Here is a 23,918-nt window from a genome sequence, read left to right on the forward strand (position 1 = left end):
GGCGCTCGGTAGAATGCGCGCTTGTTTCCCCGGGAGCCGGCCATGTCGTCCTTTATCGAAGCCATCGAAAACATCACCCCCGAAATCTACGAAAACCTGAAAACTGCCGTCGAGCTGGGCAAGTGGAGCGACGGTCGCAAGCTGACGCCCGAGCAGAAGGAAACCTGCCTCGGCGCGATGATCGCCTGGGAAATCCAGAACCTGCCGGAAGAAGAGCGCACCGGTTATATGGGCGGTGATGAATGCGCCTCCAAGAGCAAGAACAAGGCGCCGATCGACACCAGTCTGTTCGCACCCGCTTCCGGGACCCGTCACTGATGTTGGAGCTAGGACGCGGCGCCCTGAGCAAGATGTCAATTCAGCTGGGTGCCCAAGCGCAATATTCCTTCCGTCTGAACGACGAACTGGTGCCCGTCAATCCGCTGATCGGCAAGACCCTGCGGCTGGAATACCTTGGCGCTATCAACTGCACCCATTGCGGACGCAAGACCAACAAGAGCTTCAGCCAGGGCTATTGCTATCCCTGCTTCAAGAAGCTCCCGCAGTGCGACATCTGCATCATGAGTCCGGAAAAATGCCACCACGATTTCGGCACTTGCCGCGATCCGCAGTGGGGCATGGACTTCTGCATGACCGACCACGTGGTCTATCTGGCCAACTCGTCAGGTATCAAAGTAGGTATCACTCGCGCCACGCAGTTGCCGACCCGTTGGCTCGACCAGGGCGCGAGCCAGGCGCTGCCGATCATGCGTGTCGCTACTCGCCAGCAGTCGGGCATGGTCGAAGACCTGTTGCGCAGCCAGGTGGCTGATCGCACCAATTGGCGCGCGCTGCTCAAGGGGGATGCCGAGCCCATCGACCTGATCGAGATTCGCGAGCAAATATTCGATGCCTGCGCCGAAGGCCTGCGGGGCCTGCAGCAGCGCTATGGGTTACAGGCAATCCAGCCAGTGGCGGACGCCGAGGTATTGGAGATCCGTTACCCGGTCGATGCCTACCCGACCAAGATCGTCAGTCTAGACTTGGAAAAGACGCCCGTTGTTGAAGGCACCCTGCGCGGCATCAAGGGTCAATACCTGATCCTGGACACCGGCGTGATCAACATCCGCAAGTTCACCGCTTATCAAATAGCCGCAAGCTGCACGCCATAAATTCAAGCTTGACCCGCGAAGGCTTGATTCCGGGCGTCGGAGGCAACCACGGCACATTTACCTGCAGCTTCAAGCTTGCGGCTTGTAGCTGCCTCGAAGAGGCTTTTATCGATGCGCACCGAACAACCGAAAGTCATTCATCTCAAGGATTATCAGGCGCCCGAGTACCTGATCGATGAAACACACCTGACCTTCGAACTGTACGAAGACCGCACCCTGGTGCATGCGCAACTGGTGATGCGCCGCAATCCTGAAGCGGGCGCCGGCCTGCCGCCGTTGCAGTTGCACGGCCAGGATCTCGAGCTGATATCGCTGTCGCTGAACGACCGCCAGCTGGGCCTGGGCGATTACGAAGTCGCCGGCGAAAGCCTGACCCTGCAGCCCGATAGCGCCGCGTTCACCCTCGACAGCAGCGTGGTCATCCATCCGGAGAGCAACACTGCGCTGGAAGGCCTCTACAAGTCCGGCAGCATGTTCTGCACCCAGTGCGAGGCCGAGGGCTTTCGCAAGATCACCTACTACCTCGACCGCCCGGATGTGATGAGCAAGTTCACCACGACGGTGAGCGCCGAGAAGCATGCCTATCCAATCCTGCTGTCCAACGGCAACCCGATCGCCAGCGGCGAAGAGGACGACGGCCGCCACTGGACGACCTGGGAAGATCCGTTCAAGAAGCCGGCTTATTTGTTCGCACTGGTGGCCGGTGATCTGTGGTGCGTCGAGGACAGCTTCACCACCATGAGCGGCCGCGACGTGGCGCTGCGTATTTACGTCGAGCCGGAGAATATCGACAAATGCCAGCACGCCATGGACAGCCTGAAGAAATCGATGAAGTGGGATGAAGAGGCCTACGGTCGCGAGTACGATCTGGACATCTTCATGATCGTCGCGGTCAACGACTTCAACATGGGTGCGATGGAGAACAAGGGCCTAAACATCTTCAACTCCAGCGCCGTGCTGGCTCGAGCGGAAACCGCCACCGACGCCGCACATCAGCGGGTCGAGGCGATCGTTGCCCACGAATACTTTCATAATTGGACCGGCAACCGTGTGACCTGCCGCGACTGGTTCCAGCTGTCGCTCAAGGAAGGTTTCACTGTCTTTCGCGATGCGCAGTTCTCCTCCGACATGAATTCGGAAACAGTCAAGCGCGTCGAGGACGTGTCCTACCTGCGTACCCATCAGTTCGCTGAAGATGCCGGGCCGATGGCCCACTCGGTTCGCCCCGAGTCATTCATCGAGATCTCCAACTTCTACACCCTGACCGTGTACGAGAAGGGTGCCGAGGTGGTGCGCATGATCCAGACGCTGCTGGGCGAGGAGGGCTTCCGCAAGGGCAGCGATCTCTACTTCGAGCGCCATGACGGCCAGGCCGTGACCGTCGATGATTTCGTCAAGGCCATGGAAGACGCCAACGGTGCCGACCTGACCCAGTTCAAGCGCTGGTACAGCCAGGCCGGCACGCCGCGCCTCGCCGTCAGCGAGCAATACGATGCTGCCGCGAAGACCTATAGCCTGACCTTCCGCCAAAGCTGCCCGCCGACGCCGGGCCAGAGCGAGAAGCTGGCATTCGTGATCCCTGTTTCGCTGGGCCTGCTGGACGGCCAGGGCAACGAGATTGCGCTGCGCCTGCAAGGCGAGGATGCCGCCGTCGGGACCACTCGCGTGCTGGCAGTCGATCAGGCCGAACAGACGTTCACCTTCGTCGACGTTCCCGAGCAGCCGTTGCCCTCGTTGCTGCGCGGTTTCTCCGCGCCGGTGAAGCTTGAGTTTCCGTACAGCCGCGATCAGCTGATGTTCCTGATGCAGCACGATTCCGACGGTTTCAACCGCTGGGAGGCCGGTCAGCAATTGTCGGTGCAGGTGCTGCAGGAAATGATCGCGCAGCATCAGCGCGGCGAAGCGTTGCAACTGGACCAGCGTCTGGTCAAGGCGTTGCGCAGCCTGCTGGAAGACGAAAGCCTCGATCCGGCGATGGTTGCCGAAATGCTTTCGCTGCCGAGCGAGGCCTACCTCACCGAAATCAGCGAAGTGGCGGATGTCGATGCCATTCACGCGGCGCGCGACTTTGCTCGCCAGGGTATCGCTACAGCGTTGTTCGACCTGTTCTGGAAGCGCTACCAGGCCAACCGCGAGCTGTCCCGGCAGACGCCTTATATTGCCGAAGCCAGCCACTTTGCCCGTCGTGCTCTACAGAACATCGCCTTGTCGTATCTGATTCTCAGCGGCAAGCCCGAAGTGGTGGCCGCCTGCGTCGAGCAGTTCGAGGAGGCCGACAACATGACCGAGCGCCTGGCTGCGCTGGCCGTGCTGGTCAACTCGGGCTTCGCAGCCGAGCGTGACAAGGCGCTCGAAGCCTTTGCCGAAAACTTCAAGGACAACCCGCTGGTAATGGATCAGTGGTTCAGCGTGCAGGCTGGCAACACCCAGCCGGGCGGCCTGGAGCGTGTCCAGCACCTGATGCAACACCCGTCCTTCACGCTGAAGAACCCGAACAAGGTTCGTGCGTTGATCGGCGCCTTCGCCAATCAGAACCTGATCAACTTCCATCGCGCCGATGGTGCCGGTTATCGGTTCCTGGCCGATCAGATCATCGTATTGAATGGTCTCAACCCGCAGATCGCCTCGCGCCTGCTGGCACCGCTGACTCGCTGGCGCAAGTACGACGCCGGTCGGCAGGGCCTGATGAAGGGCGAGCTGGAACGGATTCTGGCCTCGGGCGAGCTGTCCAGCGATGTCTACGAGGTGGTCAGCAAGAGCCTCGCCTGACACGCTGCAGCGCCTGCAAGGTGATATGAACCACCCTGAATCCCGTGCGATGTCACGGGATTCGTTCTTTCGGGGGGTACTCATCGGAGATCGGATCGTTTCCGTGAAACGGAATGTAAAGCGGCGGTGAAATGCCGTGCCATAAAGCCTGCTAATCAAGCAACATCAATCAGCCTGGCTTAACAAAACATAACGTCCAGGCAATTGCCGCCGCTTTCGAAAGCCCTATAGCATGGCTCCGCCTGGTACTTAACGCAGGTCTTACCTTAATAAGAATAAAGGGGGTATGTATGAGTGAGCCCGTCATGTGGCGCACCCGGTTCGGCCGTGCGGAAAAAACATCCCGCAAGTCGAATTTCAAGTATTCGCCGCTTGCAAGAACGCTCTCGCTCTGCAGTGTTCTATCCATCCTGTTTCTCGCCACCGCTCCCGCTCATGCGCAAAGCGCTGAGCCAGCGACCCGCTATGCGATCGAATCGGAGAAGGCCGCATCGGCTCTTCTGCTCGATATCACTTATGCGGGTAAGCGCTTGGTCGCGGCTGGTGATCGCGGGCATATCCTCTTTTCCGATGACGCCGGCGCTACGTGGTCTCAGGCCAAGGTTCCGACCCGTCAGATGCTCACGGCTGTTTATTTCGTCGATGACAAACATGGCTGGGCGGTCGGCCACGACGCGTTGATCCTGGCGACCAGCGATGGCGGTGAAACCTGGACGCAGCAATACGAAAATCGCGAAGGCGAAGTGCCTTTACTTGACGTCTGGTTCGAAAATTCGGAGCACGGCTTCGCCACGGGTGCTTATGGCGTGCTGCTGGAAACCACTGACGGCGGCCAGAATTGGGAAGATGTTGCTGATCGCCTCGACAACGAGGACGGCGCCCACTTGAACGCCATCACCCACATTCAGGACGCGGGTCTGTTCGTTGTTGGCGAAATGGGCGGAATGTTCCGTTCCAGCGACATGGGTGAGACCTGGGAGCGCGTCGAGTCGCCCTATCAGGGATCCTTGTTCGGCGTCGTGAGCGGCGGCGAACCCGGAGTGGTCGTGGCGTTCGGTCTGCGCGGTCATCTGTTCCGTTCCGCCGACTTCGGTGATAGCTGGCAAGCGATCGATCTGCTCGACGGAAGCGATGCCCTTGAGTCGGGGCTAGCGGACGGCAATCTTCTGCCGGATGGTCGTATCGTCGTGGTCGGCCACGGCGGCACCGTGCTTAGTAGCGAGGATCAAGGACGGAGCTTCAAGCTGTTCAGTCGCCCGGATCGACGCTCACTGTCAGGCGTCGTCTCCAACCCGGACGGCAATCTGGTCCTCGTCGGGCAGAGCGGCGTCAGGGTCGTTTCGCCGACCGGCGCCAACTTGCCCGCACAACAACAATAAGCCGGAGCCAACATGACCAAGCATCAGCAGAAGCCGGCGTCCTTTCTAGAACGCCTGATTTTCAACAATCGACCGGCAGTGATCCTTGTCTGCCTGTTGATCAGCGTATTCCTGTTCTACCAGGCTGCTCAGGTCCGTCCTTCGACCAGTTTCGAGAAGATGATTCCGCTGGGGCATCCCTACATTCAGAACATGCTCCAGCATCGTGATGATCTGGCCAACCTGGGCAACACGGTGCGTATCTCCGTGGCGGCGAAGGATGGCGACATCTTCTCCAAGGAGTACATGGAGACGCTGCGTCAGATTCATGACGAAGTGTTCTACATCCAGGGTGTCGACCGCTCGAACATGAAGTCGCTGTGGAGCCCGAGCGTTCGCTGGACCGAGGTGACGGAGCAGGGCTTCGCCGGCGGTGAAGTCATTCCGCAGACCTATGACGGCTCGCCTGAAAGCCTCGACGATTTGCGTAACAACATCCTCAAGTCCGGTCAGATCGGGCGTCTGGTGGCCAACGACTTCAAGTCCAGCATCATCGACGTGCCGCTGATGGAGTCCTACTCGGATCCTGATGACCGTAGCAAGCAGATCACCCTCGACTACCAGACGTTTTCCCACGAGCTCGAAGAGAAGATTCGCGACAAGTACGAAGCGCAGAACCCGAATGTGGACATCCACATCATCGGTTTCGCCAAGAAGGTGGGCGATCTGATCGATGGGCTGGTCGGTGTCGCGTTGTTCTTCTTCGTTGCTATCGGCATCACGCTAGCGCTGCTGCTGTGGTTCACCCGCTGCTTCAAGAGCACCATCGCGGTGGTGGTGACTACGCTGATCGCCGTGGCCTGGCAGCTCGGCTTGCTGCACACGCTGGGCTTCGGGCTCGATCCCTATTCGATGCTGGTGCCGTTCCTGGTGTTCGCCATCGGTATTTCCCACGGTGTTCAGAAGATCAACGGCATCGCCATGGCTTCGGGCGAAACCGATGATCCGCTGGCGGCTGCACGCATGGCGTTCCGTCAGTTGTTCATCCCCGGCATGGTGGCACTGGCGTCTGATGCTGTTGGTTTCGTGACGCTGCTGCTGATCGATATCGGTGTGATTCGCGAGTTGGCGATTGGCGCTTCGCTGGGCGTGGCGGTGATCATCCTGACCAACCTGATCCTGCTGCCGGTGGCGATTTCCTATATGGGTATCAGCCAGCGTGCGGTCAAGCAGGCTCGCGAGGAAGCGGCGCGCAACCACCCGTTCTGGCGGTTGCTGGCGAATTTCGCCAACCCGGTGGTCGCGCCGATTTCCATCGTCATTGCCTTGCTCGCCGTGGGCGGGGGGCTCTGGTACGGCCAGAACCTGAAGATCGGCGATCTCGACCAGGGCGCACCGGAACTGCACCCGGATTCGCGCTACAACCTGGACAATGACTTCGTCATCCGCAACTACTCGACCAGCTCCGACGTGCTGGTGGTAATGGTCAAGACGGCGCCTGAAGGCTGCGCCCATTACGACACGCTCGCCGCCATGGACGAGCTGATGTGGAAGATGGAGAACACAGAAGGCGTGCAGTCGGCGGTGTCGATGGTCACGGTCGCGCGGCAGAGCATCAAGGGCATGAACGAGGGCAGCCTGAAATGGGAAACCCTGTCGCGTAACCAGTTCGTCCTGAACAGCTCCATCGCTCGTGCCGAGGGCATGTACAACGGTGATTGCTCGTTGGCGCCGGTGCTGGTGTTCCTCAACGATCACAAGGCTGAAACGCTGGAGCACGTCGTAGCCGCGGCGCGTGAGTTCGCCGAGGAGAACAACCGTGAAGGGTTGGAGTTTGTCCTCGCTGCCGGTAACGCCGGTATCGAAGCGGCTACCAACGAAGTCATCGCAGCCTCCGAAACCACTATGTTGATCGCGGTTTACGCGGCGGTGAGCTTCATGTGCCTGCTGACGTTCCGCTCCGTTGCCGCGACGCTCTGCGTGATTCTGCCGCTGGTGCTGACCTCGATCCTCGGCAATGCGCTGATGGCTTTCATGGGCATTGGCGTAAAGGTAGCAACACTGCCAGTGATCGCCTTGGGCGTGGGTATCGGTGTGGATTACGGCATCTACATCTATAGCCGGCTGGAGACGTATTTGCGTCAAGGCATGACGTTGCAGGAAGCCTACTATCAGACCTTGAAATCCACTGGCAAGGCGGTGATCTTCACCGGCGTCTGCCTGGCGATCGGCGTGTTCACCTGGGTGTTCTCAGCGATCAAGTTCCAGGCGGACATGGGCCTGATGCTCACCTTCATGTTCCTCTGGAACATGGTCGGCGCGATCTGGCTGCTGCCAGCCCTGGCGCGCTTCCTGATCAAACCGGAAAAGCTGCAGCAGAAGGTGTGATGCTTCGGCAGTAAGCAAAACCGCGGCCCTTGGGTCGCGGTTTTTTTTTGCGGAAGTGCTCGGTTCCGTGATGCGAAGCGTCTGGGTGCGCCCCACTAGAAGCGTAGAAACGGTTACGAAAAACCAGCGCTGTATGCAACATGAAAACCACATCGCTAGATGCGGTCTGCTTGGCAGCTAGCAGATGCATGAGTTGCGCGAGCGTCTGTCGGACTGATCGACATCACAAAGGAGTTGAGAGAGATAGCTTACGATCCGCAGAAAGCAGAACGCCCCGAGCCGGGGCGTTCTGCTTCTAGATCGAGCGTGTTAGAGCGCGGCAAACCCCGCCTGCTGCACCAGCTCCAACAACGGCTGCGGATAAACTCCCAGGAAGAACGCCAGTACCGCGATGGCCAGCAGCATCATACCCCCAGCACGCTGCCCCCAATTGATCGGCGCGTCGTGGCGGCGAATGCCTGGTTCGACCAGGTACAGCGTCACCATCACCCGCAGGTAATAGAACAGGCCCACAGCGCTGCCGATGATCAGCGCGCCCAGCAACCACCACAGTTGGGATTCGACACCGGAGGCGATCACGTAGAACTTGCCGATGAAGCCTGCCGTCAGCGGAATGCCAGCCAGCGACAGCATCATCACGGTGAGCACGGCGGTGAGGTAGGGGCGCCGCCAGAATAGCCCGCGGTATTCATAGAGCGCATCGGCATCGCGCCCGTTGTAGGGGCTCGACATCAGGGTGATCACGCCGAAGGCGCCCAGGGTGGTCAGCACATAGGTCACCAGGTACACGCCGATGGCTTCCACCGCGAGCCCCTTGCTGGCGATCAGCGCCACCAGCAGGTAGCCGAAATGGGCGATGGACGAATAACCCAGCAGCCGCTTGAGGTTGCTCTGGTTCAATGCCAGCAGGTTGCCGATCAGGATCGAGGCGATGGCGATCAGGCTCAGCGCGTCGTTCAGCCAGCCACCGCTTGTGGCCGGCGACAGCTGATACAGGCGCAGCAGCACGGCGAACACCGCCACCTTGCTGACGGTGGCCAGGAAGGTCGCCACCGGAGCCGGCGCGCCTTCGTAGACGTCCGGCGTCCACAGGTGGAAGGGAGCCAGCGAGAGCTTGAAGCCGAGGCCGATCAACATCATGCCGATGCCGGCCTGCACCAGTGGCGACGAGCCTTGCGCAGCCAGGCTGGCGCCGATACCGGCAAAGCTTAGGCTGCCCGACTCAGCGTAGAGCAGCGCCATGCCGAACAGCAGGAAGGCGCTGGCGGCGGCGGAAAGCACCACATACTTGATGCCGGCTTCCAGCGAGCGCTTGTTGAAGAACGCGTAGGCGACCAGCCCGTAAACCGGTACCGAGAGCAGCTCCAGGCCGATGAAGAACCCGGCCAGGTGCTGCGCGCTGACCAGCACCAGCCCGCCTGCTGCCGACAGGGTCATCAACAGATAGAGCTCTTCTCGATTACCCGGAAAACCCTCGGAGCCGGCTTTCTCGCCCAGGTAGGCGTGGGCCAGGGTCACGCAGGCCAGTGTCGCGACCAGTACCACGGCGCTGTATAAGTAGGCGAAGGCGTCCAGCCGCAGCAGTGGCGTCACATCCAATGGGGCGACCCGCAGTGCAGGCACAATGGATAACAGGGCGAGCGTCAGGCCTATCGAGGTGACGATGAAACTGAGCCCGTGATTGCGTCGCCAGGCGATGGCCAGCATCACCGCGATAGCGGTGGCGCCAGTGATCAGCAAAGGCAGCAGGGCGATGAAGTGTTGCTGTGTGAATTCCATGGCGAGACTACCGGGCCGAAACTGTTGGGGTGAAAGCGGTATCGATCCATTGCTGCACACCGTTCATGGTGGCGAGCGAGGTGTCGAACACCGGCTGCGGATAGACGCCGAGCAGCACCAGCAGTACGGCCAGCAACAGCACCATTCCTATCTCGCGTGCGTCCAGGCCGCGTAGTAGCCCTTCGGCCTTGGTCGGGCCAAAATAGGCGCGGTGGATCATCGCCAGCGAGTAAATGGACGACAGCACCAGACCGAAGGTGGCGATCACCACGACCCATGGCGAATTGGCGAAGGCGCCGAACAGCACCACGAACTCACCGATGAAGTTGCCGGTGCCGGGCAGGCCCAGCGAGGCGGCGGCGAAGAACAGACTCAGCGGCGGCAGCCATGGCAGGCGCGACCATAGGCCGCCCATTTCGCGCATGTCACGCGTGTGCAGGCGTTCATAGAGCTGGCCGCTGAGGATGAACAACGCTGCAGCCGAGAGACCGTGAGCGATCATCAGCACCACCGCGCCTTGCAGGGCGAGCTCGCTGCCCGAATAGATGCCGATCAGCACGAAGCCCATGTGCGAGACGCTGGAATAGGCGATCAGACGCTTGATATCGGTCTGCGCGAACGACAGCACTGCACCGTAGAAGATGCCGAGCAGGCCGAGGCCCATGGCGATGGGCGCGAAGTCCATCGAGGCGTCGGGAAACAGCGGCAGAGCGAAGCGGATCATGCCGTAGGCGGCGGTCTTCAGCAGAATCCCCGCCAGGTCGACAGAGCCGGCGGTAGGCGCCTGGGCGTGGGCATCGGGAAGCCAGGAATGCAGCGGCACGATGGGGAATTTCACCGCGAAGGCGATGAAGAAGCCCAGCATCAGCAGGTACTCGACGCCCGGCGCCAGGTCGGCCTGGAGCAGCAGCTCGTAGTCGAAGGTCAGCACCCCGGTGTTGTAGAAGTTGGCCAGCACCAAGCCGAGAATGGCCACCAGCATGATCAGGCCGCTGGCCTGGGTGTAGATGAAGAACTTGGTCGCCGCGTTGATCCGCGAGCGCTTGCCTTCCGAGCTGTGACCCCAGAGCGCGATGAGGAAGTACATCGGCACCAGCATCATTTCCCAGAAGAAGAAGAACAGGAACAGATCCAGTGCGAGGAACACCCCGACCACGCCGCCGAGAATCCACATCAGGTTGAGGTGGAAGAAGCCGACGTGGCGCTGGATTTCCTTCCAGGAGCAGAGCACCGAGAGTACGCCGAGCAGGCCGGTGAGCATGATCATCAGCAGCGACAGGCCATCGAGTGCCAGGTGCAGGTTGATGCCGAAGCGCTCGATCCAGACGTGCTTGAATTCCACGGCCCAGTTGGCCTCTGCGCCAGGCGCAGGGGCGAGCTGGTAATTGCCGCCCGCCCATAGCCAGAGGCCAAGCGCGAGCAACAGCGTCATGGTGAGCAGGGCGATCCAGCGCGGCATGCTCTTGTCGAAACGTTCGACGAACCAGCAGAGCAGGCCGCCGATGAAGGGAATCAGGATTAGCCAGGGCAGAATCACGATTTCGAGTCCTTGCGCAAATTCAGAGCAGAACGATGCCGAGCAACAGCACGGCTCCGCCAACGATGGACAGGGCGTACCAGCGCAACTGGCCGGTTTCGCTGCGGCTGAGCAGCACATGGCTGCCCCGTGCCGTACGCGGTACCAATCCGATGGTGGCGTCGATGGGGTCGCGCGCCAGCAGGCGGGTGAGCCAGAGGTAGGGCTGCACGAAAAGCTTGTCGTAAAGCCAGTCGAAGCCCCAGGCGGCGTACCACCAGGCCGACAGGAAACGCCCCGGTGCGCTTTGCGCGATGGCGCTGACCAGGCCGCGCTTGCCGAGGAACAGCAGCGCCGCGAGCAGAATGCCGGCCAGGGCGATGGCGCCGGAGGCGATCTCCAGGCTGTGCTTGGCCTCGCCACCGGCATGGCCGACGCTCTGTGGCAGCACGCCAGACAACGGCGGCGAGATCATCGCGCCGAGGAAGGTGGACAGCACGATCAGCACTACCAGCGGCAGGTTGTGGGCCAGACCGCGACCGGCGTGCGCCTCGGTCTTCGCCTCGCCGTGGAAGGCGATGAAGATCAGGCGGAAGGTGTACAGCGAGGTCAGGAAGGCCCCGAGCAGACCTGCGTACAGCAGACCGCTGTGGCCGCTGGCGAAGGCTTCCCAGAGGATTTCGTCCTTGGAGTAGAAGCCGGCGGTGACCAGCGGCAGCGCTGCCAATGCTGCGCCGCCGACGATAAAGCTGGCATAGGCCAGCGGCAGCTTCTTCCACAGTCCGCCCATCCTGAAGATGTTCTGCTCGTGATGGCAGGCGTTGATCACCGAACCGGAGGCCAGGAACAGCAGCGCCTTGAAGAAGGCATGGGTCATCAGGTGGAAGATCGCCGCGTCCCAGGCACCGACGCCCAGGGCCAGGAACATGTAGCCGATCTGGCTCATCGTCGAGTAGGCAAGGATGCGCTTGATGTCGGTCTGTACCAGCGCGGCGAAGCCGGCCAGCACCAGGGTCACCCCGCCGACGATGCCTACAAGCTCCAGCACATCTGGTGCGAGCAGGAACAGGCCGTGCGTGCGTGCGATCAGGTAGACGCCAGCGGTGACCATGGTCGCCGCGTGGATCAGTGCAGAAACTGGCGTCGGGCCGGCCATGGCGTCTGCCAGCCAGGTCTGCAGCGGTAGCTGGGCAGACTTGCCCACCGCACCGCCCAGCAGCGCCAGGGTCGCCAGGGTGATCCACAGGTCGCCTTCGGCGAACTTCTGCGGCGCCAGCGCCAGCAGTTCCGGGATGTTCAGGGTGCCAAGCTGGACGAACAGGATGAACAGACCGAAGGCCATCAGCACGTCGCCGACGCGGGTGACGATGAAGGCCTTGAGCGCGGCATTGCCGTTCTTGCGCTCCTTGAAGTAGAAGCCGATCAGCAGGTAGGAGCACAGCCCGACGCCTTCCCAACCGAAGTACAGCAGCAGCAGGTTGTCGCCCAGTACCAGTAGCAACATGCTGAAGATGAACAGGTTGGTGTAGGCGAAGAAGCGCGAGTAGCCCTCTTCACCGCGCATGTACCAGCTCGCGAACAGGTGGATCAGAAAGCCGACGCCGGTGACCACGCCGAGCATGGTCAGCGACAGCCCGTCCAGATGCAGGCCGAAGGCGACGCTGAAACCGACCACGTCCAGCCACTGCCACAGGTGCTGGCTGAACACACCGCCCTCGGGCGGGGAGGTGTTGAACTGCCAGATGCACAGGGCGCTGATCAACGCCGACAGGCCGATCGAACCGACACCGATCACGGCGGCCAGGTTCTCGGAGATACGCCCGCGCGAAAAGGCCAGCAGGAAGTAGCCGAGCAGCGGGAAAACGAAGGTCAGGAATAGTAGGTTCATCCGCGCATCTCGCTTGCAGCATCGACATCGAGGGTGTTGAAGCGGCGATACAGCTGCAGCAGGATCGCCAGGCCGATGGCGGCCTCGGCGGCGGCCAGGGTGATCACCAGGATGAACATGATCTGCCCATCCGGCTGCGCCCAGCGGCTACCGGCCACGACGAAGGCCAGGCCAGTGGCGTTCATCATCACTTCCAGGCTCATCAGCATGAACAGGATGTTGCGACGCACCATCAGGCCGACCAGCCCCAGGCAGAACAGCACGGCGGCGATGGCCAGGCCGTGCTCCATTGGAATCGAATGCATGGCTTACTCCTTCGCCTCGTGGCGGCCCAAGTGGAAGGCGGCGACCAGTGCCGCCAGCAGCAGCATGGAGGCCAGCTCGACGGCCAGCAGGTAAGGCCCGAACAGGGCGATGCCGACTTCCTTGGGGCCGACGGTGGTCAGGCCGGCCGGTGCGTATTCCGGCGCTGAGAACAAGGCCCAGAGCAGCTGCGCAAGTAGGATCGCCGCCAGCAGCGACGGGCCGATCCACACGCGCGGCGCCATCCAGGCGCGCTCCTGGCCGGCGGTATTGCGACCCAGGTTGAGCATCATCACCACGAACACGAAGAGCACCATGATGGCGCCGGCATAGACGATGATTTCCAGCGCGCCGGCAAAGGGCGCACCGAGGGCGAAGAAGCACATCGACACGGCCAGCAGCGAGGTGATCAGGTAGAGCAGGGCGTGCACCGGATTGCTGCCGGTGATCACGCGTAGCGTGGCGACCACGGCCACGCCGGCGGAAAAGTAGAAGGCGAATTCCATCAACGCATCCTCGACCGATGGGTGTCCGGCGCGAAGCCGGCATGCGGGAAACCTGCGAATAGACAGCGCGTCATGGCAACAACCCCTTGACGTTGATCGGCTCCGCCTCGTTCTGCGCGGCGCCCTTCGGTTTGCCGGCAATGGCCAGGCCCGAGACGCGGTAGAAGTTGTAGTCGTGATACTTGCCCGTGCCGGAAATCAGCAGGTCTTCCTTCTCGTACACCAGGTCCTGGCGCTTGTATTCGCCCATCTCGAAATCCGGGGTGAGCTGGATCGCGTTGGTTGGGCAGGCTTCTTCGCACAGGCCGCAGAAGATGCAGCGCGAGAAGTTGATGCGGAAGAACTCCGGATACCAGCGGCCTTCATCGGTCTCGGCCTTCTGCAGCGAGATGCAGCCCACCGGGCAGGCCACCGCGCAGAGGTTGCAGGCCACGCAGCGCTCCTCACCGTCCGGGTCGCGTGTGAGGACGATGCGACCGCGGTAGCGAGGCGGCAGGTAGACCTGCTCTTCGGGATACTGCAGGGTGTCGCGCTTGCGAAAGCCATGGCTGAAAACCATCACCAGGCTGCGCAGTTGGGTGTAGGTGCCGTGGAGCACCGCGCCAATGTACTTGAACATCGAATTCTCTCCTTACTGGGCCGCGGCCAGCACGAGCGCGCCGGTCACCAGCAGGTTGATCAGGGTCAGCGGCAGGCAGAACTTCCAGCCGAAGGCCATCACCTGGTCGTAGCGCGGGCGCGGCAACGAGGCGCGCAACAGCACGAACAGCATGATGAAGAAACCGGTCTTGATCGCGAAATAGAAGAACGACAGCCAGGGCAGGGTATCCAGGAAGGGGCCGTGCCAGCCGCCGAAGAACAGCGTGGTCAGCAGCGCCGAGATGGTCACGATGCCGATGTACTCGCCGACGAAGAACATGCCCCACTTCATCCCGGCGTACTCGACGTGGTAACCGTCGGCCAGCTCCTGCTCGGCCTCCGGCTGGTCGAAGGGGTGACGGTGGGTGACCGCGACGCCAGCGATGAAGAAGGTACAGAAACCAAGGAACTGCGGAATGATGAACCACAGGTTCTGCTGCTGGTATTCGACGATGTCGCGCATATTGAACGAGCCGACCTGGGCGACGATGCCCATCAGCGACAGTCCGAGGAAAACCTCGTAAGACACCGTCTGCGCCGAGGCGCGCAGGGCGCCGAGCAGGGCGAACTTGTTATTGCTCGCCCAGCCGGCGAACAGCACCGCATACACCGTGAGGCCAGCCATGGCGAAGAAGAACAGCAGGCCGATGTTCAGGTCCGCTACGCCCCAGGTCGGGGTGACCGGCACGATGACGAAGGCCAGCAGCAGCGAGCTCATCGCCACCACCGGCGCCAGGGTGAAGATCAGCCGGTCGGCGAACGGCGGGTTCCAGTCCTCCTTGAAGAACATCTTCAGCATGTCGGCGGCGATCTGGAACATGCCGAACGGCCCGACCCGGTTGGGGCCGTAGCGATCCTGCCACCAGCCCAGCAGGCGGCGTTCGACGAAGCTCAGCAAGGCGCCGCACACCACCACCGCCAGCATGATCACCAGCGCCTTGACGACGGCGATGATCACGTCGATCACTTCGGGAGTCAGCCAACTCATCGCGACGCCTCCAGTTCAGTGGCCAGGCAGGTGCCGTTCAGTACCGGAATGCCTTCGAGGCCGACCGGCAGACCGACGAGGCCGAGGCCCAGGGATTCATCGATGCGCACCGGCAGTTGCAGGTGCGTATCGGCGACCCGCAGGCTGAGCAGCTCGCCTTCGGCCATGCCAAGGCGCTCGGCTTCTGCTTCGGCCAGGGCGACATAGGGCTGCGGGATGCGGCTCTGGATCGGTGCGGCGAGCGCGGTGGTTTCCTCGCTGCCGAACAGATGATGCAGCGGCACCACCTGCCAGCTGCCAAGCGCGGGGGCGAAAGCGGCGGGGGCGGATCTCCAGGCCAGATCCTGGCGGACGTCGTCGAGCAGGCGCACACCGGGGTCGCCGGCACGCAGATGACCGCCGACCTCGTCCTGGAACTTGTTCCAGGCCTGTGGCGAGTTCCATCCCGGTGACCAGGCGAAGGGAATCTGCTGGCGATCCTCTTTGCTGCCGGAATAACCTTCCATGGAATAGGCGAACGGCGAGTCCTGGTCCTGCGGCTGACGCGGCTCGTGCACGCTGATGTTGGCGCGCATGGCGGTGCGTCCGCTGTAGCGCAGCGGCTCGCGTGCCATTTTCAGGCCCTTGATGCGGAACGAGGAAAGCGGTGCGGCGGCCAGAATGCCCTGCAGCTGCGGGTTGGCCGCGGCGCAATCGGCGGTGGCCTGATCCAGATTGGTCCAGTCCACTGCCTTGCCTTGCAGCGTGCACTGCAGCGCGTGCATCCAGCGCCAGCCTTCGCGCACCAGGATCTTGCCGTCGTAGTAGCTGGGCTCGAAGACCTGGAAGAAGCGCTGCGCGCGGCCTTCCTGACTGACCAGGGTGCCATCGGCTTCGGCGAAGCTGGCGGCGGACAGCACCAGATGGGCCTTGGCGGTGGTGGCGGTCTGCTGGTGATCGGCGACGATGACGGCCTTGGCTGCGGCCAGTGCCTTATCCACCTTGGTGTGATCGACGCGGCGGTAGAGATCGTTTTCCAGCACGATCACGGCCTCGGCAGCACCGGCGATCAGCGCATCCAGCGCGGCATCCGCGGGTTCGCCACCGAGCAGCGCCACGCCGAGGCTGTTGGCTTCCGGCACGATGAGGCTGAGGGAGGCATTCTTTTCGCGATTCTTCAGCGCCTGGGCAATGTTGCCGGCGGCTTCGATCAGGCTCTTTTCGCCTAGCGAGGTGCCACTGATCAGCAGCGGGCGCTTGGCAGTAAGCAGGGCGTCAGCGATGCGCTGCACCAGCTCGCGGGCTTCGGCTTCCAAGCCATCGACGGCCGGCGAGCTGGAGTCGATGGCATGTGCCACGGCAAAGCCGAGACGCGCCAGATCGGCCGGTGCGGCATGCACGCTCTGTTCGGCGATGTCATCGAGTCGGGTTTCGGTGACGCTGGCGATGAACACCGGATGCAGGGCGCCTTGTGCGACGTTCTGCACCGCAGCGATGTGCCAGTCCTGAATCTTCATCGAGGCGGCGATCTCGGTGGCCTTGCCCTTGGCGGCCTGACGCACGGCCAGCGCCATACGTGCGGCCGTCTGGGTCAGGTCTTCGCCGAGGATGAACACCGCATCGTGGCTTTCGATATCGCGCATCGTCGGCACCGGCAGCGGGCCGTTCTGCAGCAGTTGGCGGATCAGCCGGATATTCTCCAGCTCGTTGGCGGCGATGCCGCTGTAGAAGTTTTCCGCACCGACCAGCGCACGCAGGGCGTGGTTGCTTTCCAGGCTGGCGCGTGGCGAGCCGATGCCGATCACCCGCTTGCCGCGCAGCAGCTCGGCGGCGCTGTCCAGGGCGGCGTCGATGCCGAGACTGTCCGCGCCCAGCAGCGGTTGGCGTGGGCGATCGCTGCGGTTGACGTAGCCGTAGCCGAAGCGCCCACGGTCGCAGAGGAAGTAGTGGTTCACCTCGCCGTTGAAACGGTTCTCGATGCGGCGGATTTCGCCGTAGCGCTCGCCGGGGCTGATGTTGCAGCCAGATGCGCAGCCGTGGCAGATGCTCGGTGCGAACTGCATGTCCCACTTGCGGTTGTAGCGCTCGGAGTGGGTCTTGTCGGTGAACACCCCGGTGGGGCAGACCTCGGTGAGGTTGCCGGAGAACTCGCTTTCCAGCACTCCGTCTTCGACACGGCCGAAGTAGACGTTGTCGTGGGCACCGAACACGCCGAGGTCAGTGCCGCCAGCGTAATCCTTGTAGTAACGCGTGCAGCGGTAGCAGGCGATGCAGCGGTTCATCTCATGGGCGATGAAGGGGCCGAGTTCCTGGTTCTGGTGGGTGCGCTTGGTGAAGCGATAACGGCGCTGGTTGTGGCCGGTCATCACCGTCATGTCTTGCAGGTGGCAGTGACCGCCTTCCTCGCACACCGGGCAGTCGTGCGGGTGGTTGATCATCAGCCATTCGACCACGCTGGCGCGGAAGGCCTTGGCTTCCTCGTCGTCGATGGAGATCCAGCTGTTGTCGGTGGCGGGCGTCATGCAGGACATGACCAGGCGACCGCGGGTGTCGTTCTCGTCGCTGTACTGCTTTACCGCGCACTGGCGGCAGGCGCCGACACTGCCCAGCGCCGGGTGCCAGCAGAAATAGGGAACGTCGAGGCCGAGGGACAGACAGGCCTGCAGCAGGTTGTCCGCCCCATCGACTTCGTAGTCTTTGCCGTCTACGTGGATAGTGGCCATTTCTAGGTCTTCTCATCCCGCTTGCGCGGGTCTGGCTAATAGGAAACTTTTTGTCCGCTGAAGGTTGAAGATCAGGGCTGGATGAGGCCGTACGGCTCTTTCATCCAGCGTTCAGCCTTCAGCGTCTTTCAATTCTTCATGCCGGCTGTGGAGGCGCGGTTGCCGCCTGGGCGACACCCGCCTCGAATTCGTCCCGGAAATACTTGATCGCGGCGCCCAGCGGCTCCACCGCGCCGGGTGCATGGGCGCAGAAGGTCTTGCCCGGGCCGAGGAAGTCCACCAGCCGCAGCAGGATGTCCAGGTCCTGGCGCGTGCCCTGGCCGCGCTCCAGTGCGCGCAGGGTCTTCACGCTCCAAGGCAGACCGTCACGGCACGGTGTGCACCAGCCGCAGGATTCGCGGGCGAAGAACTCTTCCATGTTGCGCAGCAGCGAGACCATGCTGACGGTATGGTCGACGGCCAGCGCCAGGCCGGTGCCCATGCGGGTACCGACCTTGCCGATACCGCCGGCGTACATCTGCGCCTCGAGGTGCTCGGGCAGCAGGAAACCGGTGCCGGCACCGCCGGGCTGCCAGCATTTGAGGATGTAGCCATCCTTCATGCCGCCGGCGTAATCCTCAAAGAGTTCGCGCGCGGTGATGCCGAAGGGCAGTTCCCAGATGCCTGGGTTCTTCACCTTGCCGGAGAAGCCCATCAGCTTGCTGCCGTGGTCTTCGCTGCCGGGGCGGGCGAGTGACTTGTACCAATCCACGCCGTTGCCGATGATCGCCGGCACGTTGCACAGGGTCTCGACGTTGTTGACGCAGGTTGGCTTGCCCCAGACGCCGACGGCGGCGGGGAAGGGCGGCTTGGCCCGGGGGTTGGCGCGACGGCCTTCCAGCGAGTTGATCAGCGCGGTTTCCTCGCCACAGATGTAGCGGCCGGCGCCGGTGTGCACGAACAGCTCGAAATCGAAGCCGCTGCCCAGGATGTTCTTGCCCAGCAGTCCGGCGGCCTTGGCCTCATCGATGGCGCGGTTGAGGTTGCGTGCCGCATCGACGTATTCGCCGCGCAGGAAGATGTAGCCCCGATACGCCTTGAGCGCGCGGGCGCTGATGATCATGCCCTCCACCAGCAGGTGCGGCAGCTGCTCCATCAGCAAGCGGTCCTTCCAGGTGTTGGGCTCCATCTCGTCCGCGTTGCACAGCAGGTAGCGGATGTTCAGCGATTCGTCGGCGGGCATCAGGCCCCACTTCACGCCCGTGGGGAAGCCGGCGCCGCCACGGCCCTTGAGGCCGGATTCCTTCACCGTTTGCACGATGTCGGCCTGGGCCATTTCGGTCAGCGCCTTGCGCAGCGCGGCGTAGCCGTTCTTCTGGCGATATTCGTCGAGCCAGACCGGCTGGCCGTCGTCGCGCAGGCGCCAGGTCAGTGGGTGGGTTTCTTCGCTACGGGCGATGCGGTTGGCCGGACCGAAGGATGCCAATTGCTTCATGACGCTCATTGATAGGCCTCCAGCAACTGGGCGACACCGCCGGGCTGAACGTCGCCGAAGGTGTCGTCGTCGATCATCAGTGCCGGGGCCTTGTCGCAGTTGCCCAGGCAGCACACCGGAATCAGGGTGAAGCGGCCGTCGGTGGAAGTCTGGCCGGGCTCGATGCCGATTTCGTTCCTGATGCTGTCGAGCACGCTTTCATGGCCGCCGATGTAGCAGGTCATGCTGTCGCAGACGCGGATGATGTGGCGGCCCACCGGCACGCGGAAAATCTGACTATAGAAGGTGGCCACGCCTTCGACGTCGCTGGCCGGGATGCCGAGGATCTCGCCAATGGCATCGCAGGCACCATCCGGCACCCAACCGCGCTGCTGCTGGACGATCTTCAGCGCTTCGATGCTGGCCGCACGCGGGTCTTCGTAATGGTGCATCTCATGCTCGATGGCCGAGCGTTCGGTTTCGCTGAGGACGAAACGGTCAGTCTTGATAACAGTGCTCATATCAGCGGTCCACGTCGGCCATAACGAAATCGATGCTGCCCAGATAGGCGATCAGGTCCGGAATCATGCTGCCGCGGATCACCGACGGGATCTGCTGCAGATGCGGGAAGCTGGGCGTCCGAATGCGCGTGCGGTAGCTCATGGTGCTGCCGTCGCTTGTCAGGTAATAGCTGTTGATGCCCTTGGTCGCTTCGATCATCTGGAAGCTCTCGTTGGCCGGCATCACCGGACCCCAGGAGACCTGCAGGAAGTGCGTGATCAGCGTTTCGATGTGCTCCAGCGTGCGCTCTTTCGGCGGCGGCGTGGTCAGCGGGTGGTCGGCTTTGTAGGGGCCTTCGGGCATGTGCTTGAGGCACTGCTCGATGATCTTCAGGCTCTCGCGCATCTCGCCCATCTTCACCATGCAGCGGTCATAGGCGTCGCCATTGACCGCCAGCGGCACTTCGAAATCGAAATGCTGATAGCCGGAGTAGGGGCGTGCCTTGCGAATGTCGAAGTCGCAGCCGGTGGCGCGCAGGCCGGCGCCGGTGGTGCCCCATTCCAGCGCTTCCTTGGTGTTGTAGGCGGCGACGCCCTTGGTGCGGCCGATGAGAATGCTGTTCTTCAGTGCGGCCTTTTCGTACTCATTGAGACGCTTGGGCATCCAATCGAGGAATTCGCGCACCAGCGTGTCCCAGCCGCGTGGCAGGTCGTGAGCGACGCCGCCGATGCGGTACCAGGCCGGGTGCATGCGGAAACCGGTGATGGCCTCGATGACCTTGTAGGCGCGCTGGCGGTCGGTGAAGGTGAAGAACACCGGCGTCATGGCGCCGACGTCTTGGATGTAGGTGCCGAGATAGAGCAGGTGGTTCTGGATGCGGAAGAACTCGGCCATCATCACGCGGATGAAGTCGACGCGCGACGGCACGGTGATCCCGGCTAGTTTCTCCACCGCCAGCACGTAAGGCAGGTTGTTCATCACCCCGCCGAGGTAGTCGATGCGGTCGGTGTAGGGGATGAAGCTGTGCCAGCTCTGGCGCTCGGCCATCTTCTCGGCGCCGCGATGGTGGTAGCCGATCTCCGGTACGCAATCGAGGATTTCCTCGCCATCGAGCTGCAGGATGATGCGGAAGGCACCGTGGGCCGAGGGGTGGTTCGGGCCGAGGTTGAGGAACATGTAGTCCTCGTGCTCGCTGTGGCGCTGCATGCCCCAGTCTTCGGGCTTGAAGCGCAGGGCTTCCTGTTCCAGATCCTGCTTGGCGGCGTTCAGGCTATAGGGGTCGAACTCGGTGGCGCGCGCCGGGTAGTCCTTGCGCAGCGGGTGGCCTTCCCAAGTCGGCGGCATCAGCATGCGGGTGAGGAATGGGTGGCCGGCGAAGGTGATGCCGAACATGTCCCAGATCTCGCGCTCGTACCAGTTGGCGTTGGGCCAGACGGAGACGGCGGTGGGCAGGTTCATGTCGCCTTCGCGCAGTGCGACCTTGATCATCACGTCGCTGTTTCGCTCCAGCGACATCAGGTGATAGAAGACGCTGAAATCGGCGGCAGGCAGGCCGCGACGCTGGGTGCGCAGGCGCTCGTCGGTGGCGCTCAGGTCGTAGAGCATCACGTACGGCTTGCTGGCCTGGCGCAGGAAGCTCAGCACCTCGATAAGCTTTTCGCGCGGAACCCAGAGTACTGGCATGCCAGTCAGGCTGGGTTGCAGCGTGAAGGTCTCGGCGCCGAAGCGCGCGTTCAGTTCGACGACGATATCCTGGTCGTCAGCCTTGTAGGGCGGGATGTACAGAGCATTGCCTGCAGTCATGATCTCGGTCGCTTTCGGTCAACGTTTGGGTGTGCGGAGGCCTTCCGGTCGGGAAAGCCGGAATTCACACGTCGTCGGGGCTGCGCAGGTTGGTGACCTGGATACGCTGTTCGCGTCGCTGTTCTTTCTGCGACGGCATCTCGGCGCGATAGACGCCTTGATCGCCAACGACCCAGGAAAGCGGACGGCGCTCCTTGCCGATGGATTCCTGCAGCAGTTGCAAGCCTTGCAGGAACGCCTCGGGGCGGGGCGGGCAGCCGGGTATGTACACGTCCACGGGGAGGAACTTGTCCACGCCCTGAACGACTGAGTAGATGTCGTACATACCACCGGAGTTGGCGCACGAACCCATGGAGATGACCCACTTGGGTTCGAGCATTTGCTCGTAAAGGCGCTGGATGATGGGCGCCATCTTGATGAAGCAGGTACCGGCGATAACCATGAAGTCGGCCTGGCGCGGCGAAGCACGGATTACTTCGGCACCGAAGCGGGCGATGTCATGAGGCGCGGTGAAGGCAGTGGTCATCTCCACATAGCAGCACGACAGGCCGAAGTTGTACGGCCAGAGGGAATTCTTGCGCCCCCAGTTGACCGCGCCACTCAGCACGTCTTCCAGCTTGCCCATGTAGATGTTGCGATGAACCTGGTCTTCTAATGGATCGGCAACAGTCTCCTGCTGGCCGATCGGATAACGGTCATTGACCGCATCCGGATCGATCCGGGTAAGTTTGTATTGCATGTGAAAAGCCTCATTGTTTTAGCTTCGCCTGTCGCTCGCGACGGCTGGATGGCGCCCAATCGAGCGCACCCACCCGCCAAAGGTAGACAAGACCCGCCAACAGAATTGCTATGAATACGGTAGCTTCAATGAGGCCCGCCCAGCCGCTTTCGCGCACCGAGACAGCCCAGGCAAAGAGATAAAGGGCTTCAACGTCGAAGATCACGAAGAGCATCGCGACCAGATAGAATTTTGCGGAGAAACGCAGCCGTGCGTTGCCCGTGGGCAGAATGCCGGACTCGAAAGGTTCGTTCTTGGCGCGGCCCCAGGCTTTGCTGCCGAGCAGGCTGGATACGCCGAGCATGAATGCGCATAGCGCGATAACGCCGAGAACAAATACAGCGAAGCCCCAGTTATGAGACAGGGATACATCAGGCATGCCGGGCCCCTTAACGGAACGGCTTATGTATGTCCAGCTTGCGACAGCGACCAAGCGTCGCAACCCCTAATGGCCGGGCATTCTATGCCTACCTAAAGTTTAAGTACATGTTTCTACATGAAACATATTGAAGTATTTCCCGCATTTCATTGATGGCTTCGATTGTTGTATGCCGCGAGACGGCGCCGAGTCGGGCCTAACATAGGTGGATAACCGGCTGTCGCAAACTGGATTGATGGGCAGTTCATCCTGTTCGGTCAGGCTACACGGTTACCGGACATGATCTGCGCGTGCGCGGCGACCTGGCCGATCACCAGGATCGCCGGACTTTTCAGCTGAAAGGCCAGGGCATCGCGGCACATGTCTGCCAGGCTGGAGCGGCATTCACGTTGCTGCGTAAGGGAGGCGTTTTCGATCATCGCGACGGCGGTCCACGCCGGCAGACCGCCTTCGATCAGGCCGGCCTGTACCTGATGCAGGCTGCTGACGCCCATGTAGACGACCAATGTCGTGCCGGTTTTCGCCAGCGCGTGCCATTCGGGACTGCTGCCATCCAGCGTATGTGCTGTAACCAAGGTAACGCCACGGGCGACGCCGCGATGGGTCAGCGAAATACCGCACTGAGTCGCGCCGGCAAGGCCTGCGGTTATGCCATTGACGATCTCCACTTCGACGCCACGCTGCGCCAGCCATTCCGCTTCTTCACCGCCACGTCCGAAAATGCACGGATCGCCGCCTTTCAGGCGCACCACACACTTGCCCTGGCGTGCGTAGCGCAACATCAATCTATGGATGAAGACCTGCGGCGTCGAGCGGCAGCCGCCGCGCTTGCCCACCGGGATCACCCGCGCGTTCGGGCAGTGTTCGAGCACGGCGGGATTGACCAAGTCGTCGATCAGTACTACCTGCGCCTCGCCCATGGCCCGCACGGCCTTGAGCGTCAATAGTTCCGGATCACCGGGACCTGCTCCCACCAGCCATACTTTTGCGCTCATGTGTCTACCTCTCATGCTGCTT

At 62.1% G+C, this 23,918-nt stretch carries 19 protein-coding genes; 5 read left to right on the top strand and 14 right to left on the bottom strand.

Features of this window, described 5'->3' with window-relative positions; translation table 11 throughout:
• The first annotated feature begins 42 nt into the window (after positions 1 to 42).
• From E0D86_RS02880 to E0D86_RS02900, 5 genes are all read left to right on the top strand, one after another.
• Entirely contained in the window at positions 43 to 318 is a 276-nt protein-coding gene (locus tag E0D86_RS02880; protein ID WP_131648457.1) for a YeaC family protein, read from the top strand.
• Positions 318 to 1,151: a DUF2797 domain-containing protein gene (locus tag E0D86_RS02885; protein ID WP_131648458.1), complete on the top strand. Its 834-nt coding sequence runs from the start codon at positions 318 to 320 to the stop codon at positions 1,149 to 1,151. Before E0D86_RS02880 ends, E0D86_RS02885 begins: the two co-directional genes overlap by 1 nt.
• A gap of 111 nt (positions 1,152 to 1,262) precedes the next feature.
• Complete coding sequence (pepN, locus tag E0D86_RS02890) at positions 1,263 to 3,920, top strand: aminopeptidase N (protein ID WP_131648459.1); 2,658 nt, start codon at positions 1,263 to 1,265, stop codon at positions 3,918 to 3,920.
• 290 nt (positions 3,921 to 4,210) lie between these two features.
• Positions 4,211 to 5,299: a YCF48-related protein gene (locus tag E0D86_RS02895; RefSeq protein WP_131648460.1), complete on the top strand. Its 1,089-nt coding sequence runs from the start codon at positions 4,211 to 4,213 to the stop codon at positions 5,297 to 5,299.
• A gap of 12 nt (positions 5,300 to 5,311) precedes the next feature.
• Positions 5,312 to 7,666 carry an RND family transporter gene (locus E0D86_RS02900; protein WP_131648461.1) on the top strand — a complete coding sequence of 785 codons (2,355 nt, stop codon included), beginning with the start codon at positions 5,312 to 5,314 and terminating at the stop codon, positions 7,664 to 7,666.
• 309 nt (positions 7,667 to 7,975) lie between these two features.
• Here E0D86_RS02900 and nuoN read toward each other — a convergent pair whose 3' ends face one another.
• From nuoN to cobA, 14 genes are all read right to left on the bottom strand, one after another.
• Positions 7,976 to 9,445: an NADH-quinone oxidoreductase subunit NuoN gene (gene nuoN, locus E0D86_RS02905; protein WP_131648462.1), complete on the bottom strand. Its 1,470-nt coding sequence runs from the start codon at positions 9,443 to 9,445 to the stop codon at positions 7,976 to 7,978.
• A 7-nt stretch (positions 9,446 to 9,452) separates the two neighbouring features.
• Positions 9,453 to 10,982 (bottom strand): NADH-quinone oxidoreductase subunit M, encoded by a 1,530-nt coding sequence (gene nuoM / locus E0D86_RS02910; protein ID WP_131648463.1) that lies wholly within the window; start codon positions 10,980 to 10,982, stop codon positions 9,453 to 9,455.
• A gap of 22 nt (positions 10,983 to 11,004) precedes the next feature.
• Entirely contained in the window at positions 11,005 to 12,849 is a 1,845-nt protein-coding gene (nuoL, locus tag E0D86_RS02915) for an NADH-quinone oxidoreductase subunit L (protein ID WP_131648464.1), read from the bottom strand.
• On the bottom strand, positions 12,846 to 13,154 hold the full coding sequence (nuoK, locus tag E0D86_RS02920; RefSeq protein WP_131648465.1) for an NADH-quinone oxidoreductase subunit NuoK: 309 nt from the start codon (positions 13,152 to 13,154) through the stop codon (positions 12,846 to 12,848). Before nuoK ends, nuoL begins: the two co-directional genes overlap by 4 nt.
• Before the next feature lie 3 nt (positions 13,155 to 13,157).
• The gene (nuoJ, locus tag E0D86_RS02925; protein ID WP_058078281.1) at positions 13,158 to 13,658 is read right to left on the bottom strand and encodes an NADH-quinone oxidoreductase subunit J; all 501 of its coding nucleotides are present in this window, start codon (positions 13,656 to 13,658) and stop codon (positions 13,158 to 13,160) included.
• Positions 13,659 to 13,728: 70 nt separating this feature from the next.
• Positions 13,729 to 14,277: an NADH-quinone oxidoreductase subunit NuoI gene (gene nuoI / locus E0D86_RS02930; protein ID WP_131648466.1), complete on the bottom strand. Its 549-nt coding sequence runs from the start codon at positions 14,275 to 14,277 to the stop codon at positions 13,729 to 13,731.
• A gap of 12 nt (positions 14,278 to 14,289) precedes the next feature.
• On the bottom strand, positions 14,290 to 15,285 hold the full coding sequence (gene nuoH / locus E0D86_RS02935; RefSeq protein WP_131648467.1) for an NADH-quinone oxidoreductase subunit NuoH: 996 nt from the start codon (positions 15,283 to 15,285) through the stop codon (positions 14,290 to 14,292).
• Positions 15,282 to 17,987, bottom strand: a complete 2,706-nt coding sequence (nuoG, locus tag E0D86_RS02940) for an NADH-quinone oxidoreductase subunit NuoG (RefSeq protein WP_131648468.1) — start codon at positions 17,985 to 17,987, stop codon at positions 15,282 to 15,284. Before nuoG ends, nuoH begins: the two co-directional genes overlap by 4 nt.
• 136 nt (positions 17,988 to 18,123) lie before the next feature.
• The gene (gene nuoF / locus E0D86_RS02945; RefSeq protein WP_131648961.1) at positions 18,124 to 19,461 is read right to left on the bottom strand and encodes an NADH-quinone oxidoreductase subunit NuoF; all 1,338 of its coding nucleotides are present in this window, start codon (positions 19,459 to 19,461) and stop codon (positions 18,124 to 18,126) included.
• Between the two features lie 5 nt (positions 19,462 to 19,466).
• Positions 19,467 to 19,961 (bottom strand): NADH-quinone oxidoreductase subunit NuoE, encoded by a 495-nt coding sequence (nuoE, locus tag E0D86_RS02950; protein ID WP_131648469.1) that lies wholly within the window; start codon positions 19,959 to 19,961, stop codon positions 19,467 to 19,469.
• 1 nt (position 19,962) lies between these two features.
• Entirely contained in the window at positions 19,963 to 21,744 is a 1,782-nt protein-coding gene (nuoC, locus tag E0D86_RS02955) for an NADH-quinone oxidoreductase subunit C/D (RefSeq protein ID WP_131648470.1), read from the bottom strand.
• A 64-nt stretch (positions 21,745 to 21,808) separates the two neighbouring features.
• On the bottom strand, positions 21,809 to 22,483 hold the full coding sequence (locus tag E0D86_RS02960; RefSeq protein WP_014852512.1) for an NADH-quinone oxidoreductase subunit B family protein: 675 nt from the start codon (positions 22,481 to 22,483) through the stop codon (positions 21,809 to 21,811).
• Between the two features lie 10 nt (positions 22,484 to 22,493).
• The gene (locus E0D86_RS02965; RefSeq protein WP_131648471.1) at positions 22,494 to 22,901 is read right to left on the bottom strand and encodes an NADH-quinone oxidoreductase subunit A; all 408 of its coding nucleotides are present in this window, start codon (positions 22,899 to 22,901) and stop codon (positions 22,494 to 22,496) included.
• 257 nt (positions 22,902 to 23,158) lie between these two features.
• A complete protein-coding gene (gene cobA, locus E0D86_RS02970; protein ID WP_131648472.1) occupies positions 23,159 to 23,896 on the bottom strand; it encodes a uroporphyrinogen-III C-methyltransferase in 738 nt (245 codons plus the stop codon).
• Between the last annotated feature and the right edge of the window lie 22 nt (positions 23,897 to 23,918).

The organism is Pseudomonas sp. IC_126, from assembly GCF_004331835.1.
Lineage (GTDB): Bacteria > Pseudomonadota > Gammaproteobacteria > Pseudomonadales > Pseudomonadaceae > Stutzerimonas.